The sequence below is a fragment of the Stenotrophomonas humi genome, assembly GCF_001431415.1.
In the GTDB taxonomy this organism is placed as follows: domain Bacteria; phylum Pseudomonadota; class Gammaproteobacteria; order Xanthomonadales; family Xanthomonadaceae; genus Stenotrophomonas; species Stenotrophomonas humi.
Genome location: NZ_LDJI01000025.1, coordinates 153,625 through 169,284 on the forward strand (window position 1 = coordinate 153,625; position 15,660 = coordinate 169,284).

A 15,660-nucleotide genomic window follows, 5' to 3' on the forward strand; every position below is an offset into this window, starting at 1 on the left:
CACAACCGGCCATGTGAAAGCTTCATATGGCACCCGCCTAGACAGACGCCCCATCTCCCGCATCGACTGAGATATGCTCCCGTCAATAATGAGAACTCAGACGTAATTAATCCTATGAATCATTACAAGCGGTATGCTTCAAGCGTCATTTCATGCTCTGGAGTTTCAATGCAGCTCCCATCTATTTTGCGCCGCCCCGCCGCCCTGATTGCCGCGCTTTCGCTGGTGCTGGCACTGGGCGCATGCGCAGGCCCGGCCCCGGAAGAACAGGAAGAAGCACTGGACAAGGCCCAGCAGGCCGCAACCGCTGCCGCCACACCCGATCCGGGCACCGCCGCCGCACCACCACCGCCGGCCAGCTGTGACGCCAGCCAGGTGCAGGGTCTGGTTGGCCAGGCATGGTCCGACGCACTGCAGGCGCAGGCCAAGGAAGACTCCGGCGCCAATGACGTACGCATGCTCAAGCCCAACCAGCCCGTGACCATGGAGTTCATCGGCGAACGCCTGAACATCGAAACCGATGACAAGGGCGTCATCACCGGCGTGCGTTGCGGCTGAACAGGCCACCGCCAAAGCCTTGCCCCGCAAGGCTTTGGTTGCGCCAGCAACGATGTATTGCGGCGTTGCAACAACTGTGATTTAGTCGAACGCATCCGGTGACTTCAGGGTGCGCTCCAGGTAGAGCACACCATGTGCATTGGGTGAGCGCGAGGGCGCCAGCGCTGGTAAGCACGCCGTGATGGCGATGTGCACCGGCCTTTCCCCACCCAGCCGGACGATGCAGGACGGCGCGCCTCACCCCCGTGTGCATGGCGTGTTTGGCGAGCGGGCATGAGTGTCGCCGCTCACCTGACATCGCTAAGAGGCACAGATGGCCGCCGGTACACCGCAAGGGCTCTACGACCCGCAAGACGAACGCGACGCCTGTGGTTTCGGCATGGTCGCGCAGCTCGATGACCAGCCATCCCGTCTGTTGGTGGACACCGCCATCGCCGCGCTGTCGCGCATGACCCACCGTGGCGGTGTGGCCGCCGATGGGCTCACCGGTGACGGCTGCGGTCTGCTGCTGCGCAAACCCACGGTGTTCCTGCGCCAGCTGGCCGAAGAAGCCGGCATCCGCATCGGCCCCAACTTCGCCGCCGGCGTGGTGTTCCTGCCGCACGATGCCGATGCCGCCCAGCGATGTCGCGACGAACTGGATGCCCAGCTGCGCAACGCCGGCTGCCATCCCCGTGGCTGGCGCGAAGTGCCTACCGATGCCAGCGTCTGCGGTGAACTGGCCCGCGACACGTTGCCGAAGATCGAGCAGGTGTTTGTTGATGCCGACGCCAGCCAGAGCGCCGAACAGTTCGCACTGGCGCTGTTCCTGGCGCGCCGTCGCAGCGAACAGCAGCTGCGCGACATTGCCGATTACTACGTCACCACCCTCAGCCCGGATGCCATCAGCTACAAGGGCATGGTGCTGCCGGACAAGCTGAGCACGTTCTTCCCGGACCTGCAGCGCCACGAACTGGCGTCCAGCGTGGTGGTGTTCCACCAGCGCTTCTCCACCAACACGATGCCGCGCTGGCCGCTGGCGCATCCGTTCCGCCTGCTCGCCCACAACGGCGAGATCAACACCATCGAAGGCAACCGCCACTGGGCGCAGGCGCGCAGCAAGGTGTGGAAGACCCCGAAGTTCGACATCGCCGAGTTTGATCCGGTGATCTCGATGCACGGTTCCGATTCGCAGAGCATGGACAACATGCTGGAGCTGATGGTGGCCGGTGGCATGGAGCTGATCCAGGCGCTGCGCATCCTGGTGCCGCCGGCAACGCAGTCGCTGGAGTTCAAGGACGCCGACCTGGCCGCGTTCTACGAGTTCTATGGCCTGAACACCGAGCCGTGGGACGGCCCGGCCGGCATCGTGGCCTGCGACGGCCGCTATGCGGCCTGCACGCTGGACCGCAACGGCCTGCGTCCGGCCCGCTGGATGCTGACCTCCGACCGCCACTTCCTGGTCGCGTCCGAAGCCGGCGTGTGGGAAGTCCCGGCCGAGCGCGTGGTGCGCAAGGGCAAGCTGGGGCCGGGCCAGATGATGGCCATCGATCTCAAGCGCGGCGACCTGCTCGATTCGGATGCGATCGACCGCATCAACCGCGCACGTGCGCCGTACAAGCAATGGCTGCACCAGGGCGTGACCTATCTGCAGACCGAACTGATCGATCCGTCGCTGGCCGAAGAGCCGTTCGACGAGCCGACCCTGCGCAGTTACCACAAGCTGTTCCAGCTCACTTCCGAGGAAGTGGAGCAGGTGCTGCGGCCATTGGCCGAGATCGGCCAGGAGGCGACCGGCTCGATGGGCGATGACACGCCCATCGCCGTGCTCAGCCGCAACACGCGGCCGCTGTACGACTACTTCCGCCAGGCTTTCGCGCAGGTCACCAACCCGCCGATCGATCCGCTGCGCGAAGAATGCGCGATGTCGTTGAGTACCCAGCTCGGCAAGGAAACCAACATCTTCCACGCCGGCCCGGAGACGGTGAACCACGTCATCCTCAACTCGCCGGTACTCAGCCAGCGCAAGCTGCGGCAGCTGTTGAAGATGGAGCAGTACGTCGACCGCAACCGTTTGATCGATCTGTCCTACAGCGTCGAGGAAGGGATCAAGGCCGGCATCGAACGCATCTGTGCGCAATGCGAGCAGGCTGCACGCGATGGCGTGGTGATGCTGCTGCTGTCCGACCGCTACCCGGTGCCGGAACGGCCGATGGTGCATGCGTTGCTGGCCACCAGTGCGGTGCATCACCACCTCTCGCAGGTGGGCCTGCGCTGTGACGTCAACCTGATCGTCGAGACCGGCACCGCGCGCGATGCGCACCACATGGCCTGCCTGCTCGGCTTTGGTGCCACGGCGGTGTACCCGTACCTGGCCTACCAGACGCTGTTCGACATGGGCCGGCGCGGCATCCTGCAGCTGAAGAAGGGCGGTGAGGTTTCACAGATCGGTCGCAGTTACCGCAAGGGCATCTACAAGGGCCTGAGCAAGATCATCTCCAAGATGGGCATCTGCACCGTGGCCAGCTACCGCGGCGCGCAGTTGTTCGAGATCATCGGTCTTGATCCGGATGTGGTGCAGCTGTGCTTCCCCGATGCCACCGCGCGCATCGGCGGCGTCAACCTGGCACGGCTGGACACCGAGGCGCAGGAACTCACCGTGCGTGCGTGGAACGAGCTGGCGCCGGCCGAAGTGGGTGGCCTGCTCAAGTACGTGCACGGCGGCGAATACCACATGTACAACCCGGACGTGGTGCTGACGCTGCAGCGTGCCGCGCGTACCGGCAAGGCCGAGGATTGGCGCAAGTACATGGACGCGGTGCATTCGCGCCCGACCTCGGCGCTGCGCGATCTGTTGCAGCTCAAGCCGGCCGCCACGCCGATGCCACTGGATGAAGTGGAACCGGCCGAAGCACTGTTCAAGCGTTTCGACACCGCCGCCATTTCGCTGGGTGCGTTGTCGCCGGAAGCGCATGAGGCGCTGGCGATCGCGATGAACCGCCTCGGTGGTCGTTCCAACTCCGGCGAAGGCGGCGAAGACCCGGTGCGTTACGGCACCGAGAAGCGCTCCAAGATCAAGCAGGTGGCCTCGGGCCGCTTTGGCGTCACCGCCGAATACCTGGTCAATGCCGAGGTGCTGCAGATCAAGGTCGCGCAGGGCGCCAAGCCCGGCGAAGGCGGCCAGCTGCCCGGCCACAAGGTCAACGAGCTGATCGCGCGGCTGCGTTATGCAAAGCCAGGCATCGGTTTGATCTCGCCGCCACCGCATCACGACATCTACTCCATCGAGGACCTGGCGCAGCTGATCTACGACCTCAAGCAGGTCAATCCGGAGGCGCTGGTGTCGGTGAAGCTGGTCTCGCATGCCGGCGTGGGCACGATTGCCGCCGGCGTGGTCAAGGCCGGTGCCGACCTGATCACCGTGTCCGGCCATGACGGCGGCACCGGTGCGTCACCGATCAGTTCGATCCGCTATGCCGGCGTGCCGTGGGAACTGGGCGTGGCCGAATCGCACCAGGCCTTGATCGGCAACGACCTGCGCAGCCGCACCATCCTGCAGACCGATGGTGGCCTGAAGACTGGCCTGGATGTGATCAAGGCAGCACTGCTCGGCGCCGACAGCTTCGGCTTCGGCACCGGCCCGATGATCGTGCTGGGCTGCAAGTACCTGCGCATCTGCCACCTCAACAACTGCGCCACCGGCGTGGCCACCCAGGACGAGCGCCTGCGCGAGGGCTACTTCACCGGCCAACCCGAGCGTGTGGAGAACTTCTTCCGGTTGCTGGCCGAGGAAGTACGCGAGTGGCTGGCGCTGCTGGGCGCGCGTTCGCTGGACGAGATCGTCGGTCGCACCGATCTGCTGGAGCAACTGGAAGTCTCGCCACGCGAAGGCGTCAAGGTGGATCTGTCGCGGTTGCTGGCGCCGGCGCGTTACGAAGGTTCGCACTGCGCTGCGCAGCGCCTGTACCAGTCGCCGGACAGCCTGGCCACGCAGATGGACAACCTGCTGGCCGATGCCATCGCGCACAAGCGCGGCGGCGAGCATCGCTTCCTGATCCACAACACCGACCGCTCGGTGGGCACGCGCTTGTCCGGCACCATCGCCCGCGCACACGGCAATCACGGCATGGTCGATGCGCCGCTGAACCTGCGCTTCCGTGGCACCGCCGGGCAAAGCCTGGGTGCATTCAACGTCGATGGCCTGAACCTGGAAGTGGAAGGCGAAGCCAACGACTACGTCGGCAAGGGCATGGCCGGCGGCCGGCTGGTGGTGCGTCCACCGCGCGGTGCGCGCTTCGAGGCCCGCAACACCGCCATCATCGGCAACACCTGTTTGTACGGCGCCACCGGTGGCGAGCTGTTTGCCGCCGGCCGCGCCGGCGAGCGCTTCGGCGTGCGCAACTCCGGCGCACTGGCGGTGATCGAAGGTGCCGGTGACCATTGCTGCGAGTACATGACCGACGGCATCGTCGCGGTGCTCGGCAAGGTTGGCCTGAACTTCGGCGCCGGCTTCACCGGTGGCCTGGCTTACGTGCTGGATATCGACCGTGATTTCGTGGACCGCTACAACCACGAGCTGATCGACATCCACCGCATTTCGGCCGAAGGCTTCGAGAGCTACCGCCAGCACCTGCACACCCTGATCAGCCGTCATCGCGAGATGACCGGCAGCATCTGGGCGCAGCAGATCCTGGACGAGTTCCGCGACTACGTCGGCAAGTTCTGGCTGGTGAAGCCCAAGGCGGCCAGCATTGAATCGCTGGCTGCGGCGCTGCGCAACGCTGCATGAAGCCAGGAGCCCCTCTCCCGCAAGCGGGAGAGGGGTTGGGGTGAGGGCGCTTTGAAAGCAAGGCCCCCCATCCGCCCCTACGGGGCACCTCGCTCCGCGCCCCGGCCCAACACGGAGCGTTGGGCGTTCGACCAAGCGTGAGCCAGTGGCTCACGAGCAGCTTGCCCTCACCCCGCCTGCGGGAGAAGGGCTCCTCCCCAGACATCACGAGTCCGCCATGAGCCGCAAGCAAGCCTTCCAGTTCCTCGACCTCCCCCGCACCATGCCGCAGCGCATTCCGGTGGAACTGCGCACGTCCGGCGATTGGGGCGAGCTGTACGGGAAATTCGACAAGGCCGATGCGCAGTACCAGGCCGGCCGTTGCCTGGACTGCGGCAACCCGTACTGCAGCTGGAAGTGCCCGGTGCATAACGCCATTCCGCAGTGGTTGCAGCTGGTACAGGAAGACCGCATCCATGAAGCGGCGACGCTGTGCCATTCGACCAATCCGCTGCCCGAAGTGTGCGGCCGCGTGTGCCCGCAGGACCGCCTGTGCGAGGGCAGCTGCACGCTGGAGGAGTTCGGCGCGGTCACCATCGGTGCGGTGGAGAAGTACATCGTCGATACCGCGCTGGCCACCGGCTGGAAGCCGGATCTGCACGCGGTACAGTCCACCGGCAAACGCGTGGCCATCGTCGGCGCCGGCCCGGCCGGGCTGGCCTGCGCCGATCGTCTGGCACGCGCCGGCATCCAGGCAGTGGTGTTCGACCGCTATGAACAGATCGGCGGCCTGCTGCAGTTCGGCATCCCCAGTTTCAAGCTGGACAAGAGCGTGATCGACCGCCGCCGCGAAATCCTCGAAGGCATGGGCGTGGCGTTCCGCCTGGGCGTGGAGATCGGCCGCGACATCACCGTCGATCAACTGCAGGCCGACTACGACGCCGTGTTTCTCGGCACCGGTGCGTACCGCTATACCGACGGCGGGCTGATCGGCCAGGACCTGAAGAACGTGCTGCCGGCGCTGCCGTTCCTGGTGCAGAACAGCCGCATCGTGGGCGGCAACGATCCGCATGGCCGGCCGATCGCCGGCTGGGAAGACCAGATCGCCCTGCCCGACCTCAACGGCAAGCGCGTGGTGGTGCTGGGCGGCGGCGACACCGGCATGGACTGCGTGCGCAGTGCGATCCGCCTGGGCGCGGCGCGGGTGACCTGCGCCTATCGCCGCGATGAAGCCAGCATGCCGGGCTCGGCCCGCGAAGTGGCCAATGCCCGCGAAGAAGGCGTGCGCTTCCTGTTCAACCGCCAGCCGCTGGCCATCGAAGCCGGTGCCGATGATGAAGTGATCGGCGTGACCGTGATCGAGACGCAACTGGGCGCAGCCGATGCCAATGGTCGCCGCAATGCCGAGCCGATCGAAGGCAGTGAATCGCTGCTGGAAGCGGACGTGGTGATCATCGCGTTTGGCTTCTCGCCGACGCTGCCGGAATGGCTGGGCGCGCAGGGTGTGGAAGCCACCAGCAGTGGCCGGATTGTCGCCGGCGGTGCCGGGCGCCTGCCGTACCAGACCCACAACGCCAAGCTGTTTGCCGGCGGTGATGCGGTGCGCGGAGCGGACCTGGTGGTGACGGCGGTTGCCGAAGGGCGGGATGCGGCGGAGAGCATTGTTGCTTTGTTGAAGGGGTGAGAGGTTCGGGAGCTTAGGGAGGAATGAGAGCTTTAGAAGCTATTTTAAAGCTGCCCTCACCCCTACCCCTCTCCCGTAAACGGGAGAGGGGATTGCTTCGATCTTTTCTTGCTTCGGTCTTGGCTCCGCTGCTTCGGCATGCGTCCGAAGCTAGGGCGCCAGAGCGCAGATAGTGCTTGCAGAAATCCCTTCTCCCGCAGGCGGGGTGAGGGCAAGCTGCTCGTGAGCCACTGGCTCACGCTTGGTCGAACGCCCAACGCTCCGTGTTGGGCCGGGGCGCGGAGCGAGGTGCCCCGTAGGGGCGGATGAGGGGGCTTCTACCCTGCTTCTGCTCTTCTCTGGCCCCCTCCATTCGGCTTTTATCAGCATCAAACCAGTGGCTTTCAACGCAGCCACCGCACTCCCTGCATGACACCATCATCCTGCGCGCTTCTGCCGACGCACGGCACCTGTACGCCCGAAGGATGCGCGCCCGATGATTCTGCAAGGAGCCGCATCCGATGATCCAGCTGTCTCTGGCCGACGCACGCACATTGGTCGCCACCATCCTCGCCAACGCCGGATTTTCCGAAGGCCACGTGCGGACGCTGACCGACACCATCGTCGCCGGTGAGCGCGATGGCTGCACCTCGCACGGCCTGTACCGCACGCTGGTCTGCGCGCACTCGCTGCGCACCGGCAAGGTCGATGGCAACGCTTTGCCGCGCGTCCATGACCAGGCGCCGGCCATCGTCCGCGTCGATGCATGCGGCGGCTACTCGCTGCTGGCTTTCGAAGCTGGTCTTCCGCACCTGATTGAAAAGGCACGCCACAACGGCATCGCCGCGATGGCGATCAATCATTGCGTGCATTTCTCCGCGCTGTGGCCCGAAGTTGAACGCCTGACCGACGCCGGCCTCGTTGGCCTGGCCTGCAACCCCAGCCATGCCTGGGTCGCACCCAGCGGTGGCCGCGTGCCGTTGCTGGGCACCAATCCGTTCGCGTTTGGTTGGCCCCGGCCGGACAAGCCGCCTTATGTGTTCGACTTCGCCACCAGCGCGGTGGCGCGCGGCGAGATCGAGCTGCGGCGCCGCGCCGGTGAGTCGATCCCCGAAGGCTGGGGCATCGATGCTGCAGGCAACGCCACCACCGATCCGCAGGCCATCGTCGATGGCGGCGCGATGCTGACCTTCGGTGACCACAAGGGCTCGGCGCTTTCAACGATGATCGAGCTGATCGCAGGCCCCTTGATCGGTGACCTCACCAGCCTGGAATCACTGCGCCACGATGGCGGTGCGGGAGGTTCGCCTTATCACGGCGAGCTGGTGCTGGCGCTGGATCCATCGCGCTTCATCAGCGGTGACCCTGCGCCGCACGCCGCACGTGCCGAAGCGCTGCTGGATGCCTTCGTGCCGAGTGGTGCGCGGCTGCCGTCGCAACGGCGCTATGAAGCCCGTGCCAGAAGCCGCGTGGAAGGTGTCCGCATTCCGGAGCAGTTGCATGCGGAGCTGGTGGCGCTGCGGGATGATCCTGCGATGCGGGTGATGCCGGGTTGAGCTGAGCCCTGGAAGCGGCCCTCACCCCAACCCCTCTCCCGCTAGCGGGAGAGGGGCTCCGGTTGCAGGGCATCAGGCCGCTCAGGCCAACAACCACGCGCCGAATACCGGGCCGGCCGAATAGCCTTGTTCCGGTTCGATGCGAACCTGCCAGCCGCCATCGGTCGGTGCATGCAGCGCTGCCGGAAGCGCGTAGTCGACATCGACGAAGCGATCACCGCGGCCACCGTCCAACACTTCATTGGCCAACACCACGCCGTTCACCGCGATGGCAAAGCGGCGGCGATGTTCCTCGCCCCAGTAACGCAGCCGCAGGATCGTTGCCGGGCGCTTTCCCTGCAGGTCAAAGCGCATCTGCCCACCAGTGCGCACATCGCGCCCCTTCTGCCGTCGATAGGACAACGCGTACGAGTTGCCCACGGTCGTCAAGCGATGTCCCGCTTCGTCGGCTTCGTCGCCGAGCTGCAGGTGATCGATCTGGCGTTCGGCCAGCCGCGTCTGGATCGCTACGTCTGCCGCACGTTCGCTGTCACGGCGTGCCAGCGCGGCGGCGTCAAGATGACGGAAGTAGACGGCGTGACGACGATCATGCAGACCATGGAACGGCGCAAAGCGCAGTCCCTGTGGATGCGATGGCAACGTCACCTGGAACGTGTCGTCGTTGCCTGCCATGGAGAATGCAGACGCCATGTCCTCAACAGCGAGCCAGGGCTCCACGCCGGTCCAGGGTTGGTCGGCGGGGCCGAGGTCGGCCGCCAGCACACAGGGACCGCGACGCAGGGCCACCACCGTCGCGTCGTCTGCACATGGCTCCACCCGCAGTGGCATGGCGAACTCCAGCTGCAGCTGATCGCCCACCTGCCACGGTCCCGGCAATTCCAGATAGCCCGCGCGTGCCTGCAACTGCTGCGGCATGCCGTTGCGCACGACGCTTGCCGTGTCGGCCCACTGCGGCATCCGCAGGCGCAGCCGTTGCAATGACGCATCGCGGTTGCCGGTGATGGTCAATCGCACCTGGCCGCGATCCGGAAGCTGCGACTCCAGCTGCAAGCCCACCCCTCGCTGCGCATCTTCGAGCGTGGCGGGAATATAGAGATTGACGGTGATGTCACTGCCGTCTCTCCAGAAGATGTCGTCGCTGAAGCTGGCATGGCTTTCCATGCCGGTGCCCACGCAGCACCAGAACTCGCCTTCAGGCTCGGAGTACTTGCGTGCCTCGCCGCTGAGCATCGGCGTCATGTAGGTGAAGCGACCGCCATCGGGATGCTGTTGCGACAGCACATGGTTGTACTGCGCGCGTTCGATGTAGTCGTAGTAGCACGCTTCGCCCGACCAGCGATACAGGTATCGCGACAGGCGGATCATGTTCAGCGTGTTGCAGTGCTCGCAGGTCTGCTCGGTGAGATAGCGCGAGATCGTATCCGGCGACTGGAAGTATTCGCGGTCCGCGTTGCCGCCGATTGCGTAGCTGTGGTGGCCGCTCACCCGCTGCCAGAAGAACAACGCGGCAGCGGCATCGGACTTGCGTGCCTGCAGCTCGAACTGGCGGGCGACGCCCAGCAGCTTCGGGATCTGGGTGTTGGCGTGCAGACGATTGAGTTGATCCTTGCCGGAAGCGAGCGGCTCAACCACGGCCTCATGCGAAAAGCGCGCCGCCAGTTGCAGCCAGCGCGTCCTGCCGGTGCGAGCGCCCAGTTCGACCAGCGACTCCTGCATGCCGCCGAACTCGCAATCGAGCAGCCGTTGCATCTGTGCGTGATCCAGCGGCGCGAGCTTGGTTTCGATATAACCGGCGATGCCTTCCAGCACCTGCAGCGCATCGGCATTGCCACAACAGCGGTGCGCGTCCAGCAGGCCAGCCAGCAGCTTGTGCCAGGTATAGAACGGCGCCCAGCTGCCATTGAGATCGAACGGCAGCGCGCGGATGTCGCCGCGCGACACCTCGTCCAGCACCACACGCCCGCCTTCCACCGTGCCATCGGCGCGCTTGCGGGTGAAACCGGCGACATAGCCGTCGCCGCCGGCCTGTTGGCAGGCCTGCAGCTCGCTGACGATATGGTCGGCGCGTGCCTTGCAATCAGCCTTGCCGTTGCCCGCGTACATCAGCGACAACGCGCTCAGATAGTGGCCCAGCGTATGCCCGGCGATGGTGTCCGACTCCCATCCGCCATAGACCTCGGCCTTCGCCGCCAGGCCACTCTGCTCGCGGAAGTTGTGCAGCAGCCGGTCGGCGGACAAGCGCATCAGATAGCGGTGGGTGGCCTCCACCGAATCGTGGAACAGCGACGGCGTCAGCCGCACCTGGCTGCCGAGCGACTGCCGGGGCAGCGATGGAGAAAGGGCAGCCACTGTTTCAGGAAAGCCGACCATCCCGGCAGCCGCCGCCATCGCACTCCAGGCCATGAAACGGCGCCTGTCCATGCGTATCACATCGCCGCTGCCACGTGCATTGCCGCCGACGCCCGCCTCAATCATCGTGTTCCACCTTCATCGGCGCGTCCGGCAGACCGGCAGCCGCCTTGGCCTGGCTGACCATGCGTCGCACGTCTTCGCGCAGCTTGGCGGCGTCGTAGACGATGCCGTCCTTGATGGTGAAATCGACGCCACCCACGCGATGCACGCGGTCGGTCTTGTCATCAAGCAGGATGGTACCGGTGCCGTACAGCAGTTTCAGGTTGGCGACCGGATTGCCGCGCACCAGCACCAGGTCGGCCTTGCGCCCTACCCGTACATTGCCGGCACGGTCTTCGTGGCCCAGGATCTTCGCGCCAACCCCGGTCGCGGCATGCAGCACTTCCAGCGAACTGAAACCGGCTTCGCGCAGCAGTTCCATCTCCTGCACATAGCCGAAGCCATAGAGGTTGTAGATGTAGCCGCTGTCGCTGCCCACACCGACCAGCCCGCCGCGGTTCTTGTACTCGTTGACGAAGCGCATCCACAGCCGGTAGTTGTTACGCCAATCGACTTCGTGCTCCAACGTCCAGTCGAACCAGTAGGAGCCATGGTGATGGCGACTGGGTCGATAGAAGTCCCACAGCGCCGGCAGGGTGTAGGCGTCATGCCAGCTGGCATTGGTCATGCGCATCAGGTCGCGACTGGCCAGATAGGCGACGAAGGTGGGGCTGAGCGCGAAATCGCGCTCCAGCAGCTCGTCCATCACCACGTTCCAGCGTTCGCTGCCCGGCTCGGCAGCCTGTTGCCATAGCCTGCCGGCCTCGGAAAAGCGCCATTGCTCATCGGTGTTGTTGAACGCCACCGGCCACTGCTGCAGGCGACGGTCGGTGAACATCGCTTCCGGCAGGCCATACCAATGCTCCATCGAATCCAGCCCGTGGGCGGCAGTCTTGAGCACGTTGGCGTAGGCCACCATCTGCTGCGAATGGTGCATGGTGGTGCGCATGCCGATCTTCTCGGCTTCATCCAGCGCGGCAAACAGCACATCCTCCGGGATCGCGCCGATGAATTTGATGCCATCTGCACCACGCTTGCGTGCATTGCGCACCGCATCGCGCGCCAGAGCCGGCGTGTTGATGCCCGGTTGGATCGCGTTGAAGAACGGATAGATGTCCAGGCGCGGTGCGACGATCTCGTTGGCCTCGCTGCGGCGCTTCACGTCCGCCATCCACTCGATCGGCTTGCCGCTGCCCAGCTCCCGTGCGGTGGTCACACCATGGGCGAGCCATAGCTTGAGGATGTATTCCGGCGGTACACCCTGGCTGTCGTTGTCCCCATGCAGATGCACATGCGTATCGACGAAGCCCGGCAGCAGGGTGAAGCCGCTACCGTCGATCTCGCGGTCGCCGGCCGCCACGCGCTTGCTGGCATCGATACCACCCGGCGCGCCGATGGACCGGATCTCAGTGACCCGGTCCTTCTCGATCACCACGTCATACGGGCCCTGGATGGGCGCGCCGGTGCCGTCGATGATGTCCACGTTGCGGATCACCAGACGCGCGAATGGCCCCTCGCCCACATCACGCTGCGGAATATCGCCGGCACTTGGCCCCGCCTGCACCAACGACGCGTGGCACAGCATCGCGCCGAACAAGCCCAACAACCATCGCTTCCTGAGTCGCACCGTCCCCTCCTGCGCGTTGCCGCGCGAAGCGCTTCCCGAAGACCATGCTGCGGGAAGCGCCGTTTGATATGTGATGGCGGTGGCACCGCGCCGTGGATGCAACGCGGTGCCGACCGGTCAGAACTTCACGCGGATACCGGCGTTGTAACGCCGACCCAGCACGTCGTAGACGCCCACGTCGGTGTTGGCATCACCGGCAAGCCCGGTACCGAGGATCGGTGGCTGCTTGTCGAACAGGTTGTCGATACCGGCGAAGAACTGGACATGCTCGTTGAAGTCGAACGTCGCGTTGCTGTCGAAGTACCACACGCGCGGTGCCTTGTTGACGGCAGCCGTCAGGCCCGGACGCAGGTTGAAGCTGTCGATCATGCGGCTCTGCACACGCACCGACAGCGGCCCGCTCTTGTAGCCGGCAGTCAGGTTGAGCTTGAAGTCCGGAATCATGATCGCGCCGGTACCGCCGCCGCAGCCACCACCCATGTAACCAGCACAGTCCAGCTCGGGCTGGTTGCTGAGCACCTGCATGGAGCGTTCAAACAACCAGCTGGTGAGCAGGGTCAGCGAGACATTGCCGTCGTTGCCACCAATGCCCCACGGCACGCTGAAGCGGTAGTCGGTCTGGAAGTCCAGGCCGCGCGCCTTGAGCTTGCCCACGTTCTGCAGGGTGGAGCGGACATCGTCGATCTGGCCGTTGGGCAGGCGGATGATCGCGCGGCAGGTGGTGGAGTTCGGGTCGAGCTGGCTGAAGCAATCGGCCAACATCTGGTTGGCGCTGAGACTGGTGATCGCGTCTTCCACTTCCACCTGGAAGTAGTCCACCGCGAAGTTGAGCCCCTGCACCTGCGGGATGTTGAACACCGCACCGACGGTGAAGGTGTTGGACTTCTCCTCGGAGAGGTTCGGGTTGCCACCGGTAGTGCGTTCGAAACCAACCGAGCCCTGCGAGAAGTTCGGCAGATCCGCCGCCGGCACGCCCTGCTGGATGCATAGCTGCTGCTGCGCCGCGCTGGGGTTGGCCGAAGCGGTGCAGGGATCGACGCCGGCGGTGAAGCCGCGCGACTGCGGGGAATACAGCTCGTTCAATGACGGCGCACGGATGGCGACGTTGTAGGCACTGCGGAAGCGCATCCAGTCGGTGGGCGCCCATTCCAGTCCGATCTTCCAGGTGTTGACGCCACCGATGGTGGAGTAATCGGAATAACGCGCCGCACCTTCGATGGCCAGGCTCTGCGCGAAGCGTGCGCCACTGAGCAGTGGTACGCGGAACTCGGTGAATAGTTCGCGCACGCTGTAGTCGCCGGACATCGGCGTCTGCGACACCGCACCGTACTCACCGGCCACATCCATCGGGCTGGGCTGGAAGGCATACTCGTCCTTGCGGTACTCGGCACCGAAGGCCATCGCCACCGACCCCGCCGGCAGGTCGAACAGCGAGCCGCTCAGGCTTGCCCCCACCACGGTGCGATCGAAGGTTTCGGTGTGGGCACGCTGCGGCGTCAGGAACGCCGCCGAGCCGGCGCTGATCGAACCCAGGCCAAAGATGCTGGCCGGCACGCAGCCGCTGGCCTGATTGACGCAGACCAGGTTGCCGGCGCCATCCACCGTGGCATTGAGCGCCTGCGCCAGCCGCGCCTGGTTGATCATGTTGTTCTGGGTGGTATCGGTGCGGGTGTGCTGTTCCTGCACGAAGGCGTCCCAACGCCACCAGTGGTCCCCGCCCATCTCGAAATCGCCACGCAGGCCGCCGACCAGATTGCGGCTGGTGCGATCGTAGGTGTAGTAGCGCGGGCCCAGCTCGTCGGCACGACGACCGGCACCGATGATGCTCGCGGTGCCGTCACCATCGGGGTCGAAGATGTGCGCGTTGTCGGCGAAGAACTGCCTTACCGCCGGCAGCAGCACCGGGTTGTTGGCGAAATTGGGGACCAGCAGCGTCGAGGAGCCCGCGCCCGGCGTCACCGGCGTGAATGAATCCGGTGCCTGCTGGTAGCGGTTGGCCGAATCGGAGTAGTACAGCTCGGCGTAGGCTTCGACCGCGTCATTGATCTTGTAGTTGGCCAGCGCGGTGACCTGGGTGCGCTCCAGTGGCCGCTGCAGGTAGTTCAGGTCGGCGTAGTTGTAGGCATCCTGCGGATTGCAGTACGGCAGCGGCGTGCCGTTCTCGCCGAAACGGATGCCGGTCATCGCGCTGCAGTCACCCGCGGGGGTAAGGTTCACGCCCACCAGGGAACCGAGCTGGCTGCCACTCAGGCCGATGCGCGTGCCGGGAATGGAACCCGACCCGCCCGGCACCAGTTTGCCGTCCACCGTGTCCAGCGGCACCTTGGAGAAATCACGCGCGCCCTGCAGTACCGGATCACGATCGGTGCGGCTGATCGAGACCACCGCATTGCCGCGGTCATCGGCAAAGTTGCCGCCCAGGGTGATGTCGTACTTGTCGAAGGCACCATCACCTTCCGACGTCTGCCCATGCGTGTAAGCGGCTTCGATGCCACTGAAGTTCCTGCGCATGATGAAGTTGACCGCACCGGCGATGGCGTCGGAGCCATACACGGCCGAAGCACCACCGGTGACGATCTCCACGTTCTCGATGAGCGCATCGGGGATGGTGGCGAGGTCGACCACACCGTCGGAGTTGGCCGGCATGAAGCGGCGACCATTGACCAGGGTCAGCGTGCGGTTGGCACCCAGGCCACGCAGATTGGCGGTCAGCACACCCGAGCCACCACCGTTGTTGACGCTGGAAGTATTGCCGGCGGCAAGCTGAGGAAATTCGTTGAGTACGGTTTCGATGGTGGCGCTGCCGGAGGCCTGGATGTCCTCACGGGTGACCATCGTGGTCGGGCTGGGCGCATCCAGGTCGGTACGGATCAGGCGCGAGCCGGTCACCATCACCGCATCAAGGCTGACGGCGTCCTTGGATTCCGCGCTTTGTGCGAATGCTGGCGCGACCAGCAGTGGACTTCCCCACAGTGCGAATGCCAACCCAACGGCGAGCTTGCCTGCTTGTGGAAGTGGCCGGTGCATTACAGAAGTGCGCGTTCTGCGACAACGCGCA

At 65.2% G+C, this 15,660-nt stretch carries 7 protein-coding genes; 4 read left to right on the forward strand and 3 right to left on the reverse strand.

Annotated elements, in window-relative coordinates:
• Positions 1–168 precede the first annotated feature (168 nt).
• The 4 genes from ABB26_RS13260 (at position 169) to ABB26_RS13275 (ending at position 8,524) form a co-directional block, all read left to right on the forward strand.
• Complete coding sequence (locus ABB26_RS13260; protein ID WP_057634899.1) at positions 169–558, forward strand: I78 family peptidase inhibitor; 390 nt, start codon at positions 169–171, stop codon at positions 556–558.
• Between the two features lie 313 nt (positions 559–871).
• A complete protein-coding gene (gltB, locus tag ABB26_RS13265; RefSeq protein ID WP_057634901.1) occupies positions 872–5,326 on the forward strand; it encodes a glutamate synthase large subunit in 4,455 nt (1,484 codons plus the stop codon).
• 217 nt (positions 5,327–5,543) lie between these two features.
• Positions 5,544–6,989 carry an FAD-dependent oxidoreductase gene (locus tag ABB26_RS13270; RefSeq protein WP_057634902.1) on the forward strand — a complete coding sequence of 482 codons (1,446 nt, stop codon included), beginning with the start codon at positions 5,544–5,546 and terminating at the stop codon, positions 6,987–6,989.
• Positions 6,990–7,489: 500 nt separating this feature from the next.
• Complete coding sequence (locus tag ABB26_RS13275; RefSeq protein ID WP_057634903.1) at positions 7,490–8,524, forward strand: Ldh family oxidoreductase; 1,035 nt, start codon at positions 7,490–7,492, stop codon at positions 8,522–8,524.
• A gap of 81 nt (positions 8,525–8,605) precedes the next feature.
• Here the strand turns inward: ABB26_RS13275 and ABB26_RS13280 are convergent, their stop codons facing one another.
• From ABB26_RS13280 to ABB26_RS13290, 3 genes are all read right to left on the reverse strand, one after another.
• Positions 8,606–10,999 carry a beta-L-arabinofuranosidase domain-containing protein gene (locus ABB26_RS13280; RefSeq protein ID WP_057634906.1) on the reverse strand — a complete coding sequence of 798 codons (2,394 nt, stop codon included), beginning with the start codon at positions 10,997–10,999 and terminating at the stop codon, positions 8,606–8,608.
• On the reverse strand, positions 10,992–12,602 hold the full coding sequence (locus tag ABB26_RS13285; RefSeq protein WP_057634907.1) for an amidohydrolase family protein: 1,611 nt from the start codon (positions 12,600–12,602) through the stop codon (positions 10,992–10,994). Before ABB26_RS13285 ends, ABB26_RS13280 begins: the two co-directional genes overlap by 8 nt.
• A gap of 117 nt (positions 12,603–12,719) precedes the next feature.
• Positions 12,720–15,629, reverse strand: a complete 2,910-nt coding sequence (locus ABB26_RS13290) for a TonB-dependent receptor plug domain-containing protein (RefSeq protein WP_083490829.1) — start codon at positions 15,627–15,629, stop codon at positions 12,720–12,722.
• Positions 15,630–15,660 lie beyond the last annotated feature (31 nt).